This window comes from Limosilactobacillus reuteri subsp. porcinus, from assembly GCF_036621895.1.
Classification (GTDB): Bacteria; Bacillota; Bacilli; order Lactobacillales; family Lactobacillaceae; genus Limosilactobacillus; species Limosilactobacillus reuteri_J.
Genome location: NZ_LN887400.1, coordinates 1 through 1,070, shown reverse-complemented (window position 1 = coordinate 1,070; position 1,070 = coordinate 1). Strand labels below are relative to the sequence as shown.

The window sequence follows — 1,070 nt, the reverse complement described above, 5'->3', positions numbered from 1 at the left end:
CGTACGTACGGTGGTGTGAGAGGTCGATAATCGAACTAATCAATTATCTCCTACTCGATTAAAAAAAGAAGGTGTGTTATCGTGGCAGATGAAATTACTAAGCGAGTTTCCTTGATAGAATTATTTTACGATTTAGTGTTCGTTTACATGGTTTTCCGAGCAACAGAAATGATTCACCATTTGCACCATGGGATTGTGGGATTGCCGGTTTTAGGAATCTTTGCAATTGTCGTGATTGTATTTATTAATTCCTGGATGGTCCAGATGGTTTTTACAAATCGGCATGGAAAGATTTCAGGAACAAATGTTATCTTTTCGTTCGTCGATATGGCAATTCTTCTCTATATGTCAAATTCGTTTTCAACAACATTTGACTGGCATTTAGCAATTTTTTTCATAGCTGCAGGATTGCTATCATTAACGTTATGTATCCAATATGTTTTAGTTTACTTTTAGGCAGAAAAGAAGATAGATAAACAGATTACACGAGCATTTGCTGGAATTTTAATTTTTAGGACCGTTACGCTTTTTATTGGTGGGATTTTTTATCAAAGCCGAGTTAGAGTGAGGATTGCTTTTGCTGGTATTATTATCAGTTGGATTGCGCCTGGCTTTACCGGAAAATATACAAAGCATCATCCCATCATCTTTTCGCACTTGCTAGAACGGCTTACGGCATTAATTATCGTGATGTTTGGTGAGACGATTGTCGGTATTGCTGATTACTTTACTGCCACCAGCTTTTCAATTCAGTCTATTCTTATACTTACCACAGTTGCAGCGCTATTCTTTACCTACATTGTTGAATTTGATCATTTAATTAATGAACATCAACGCCATGAGACCGGAAATTTAATGATCTATCTTCATTACTTTATTTTATTTGGTCTTAGCCTAATAACTGTGGCAATGAAATTCATTGATGATGCAGAGGCACATCCGCGATTTGCGGTAACCTGCATGTACCTGGGTTTTGCCTTGTTTTATATTGGCCTTGCAATTGCTAACTATTACAATAAGGTAAAAGTAAATAAAACCGTTGTAAGTATTTTTATCCATAAATTTGCGAG

The 1,070-nt window shown here is 36.2% G+C and carries 1 pseudogene; it reads left to right on the top strand.

Going from position 1 to position 1,070, the window contains the following annotated elements:
• Window positions 1-147 precede the first annotated feature (147 nt).
• A pseudogene (locus AACL61_RS05080) lies at window positions 148-1,070 on the top strand (low temperature requirement protein A); the annotation flags it as partial.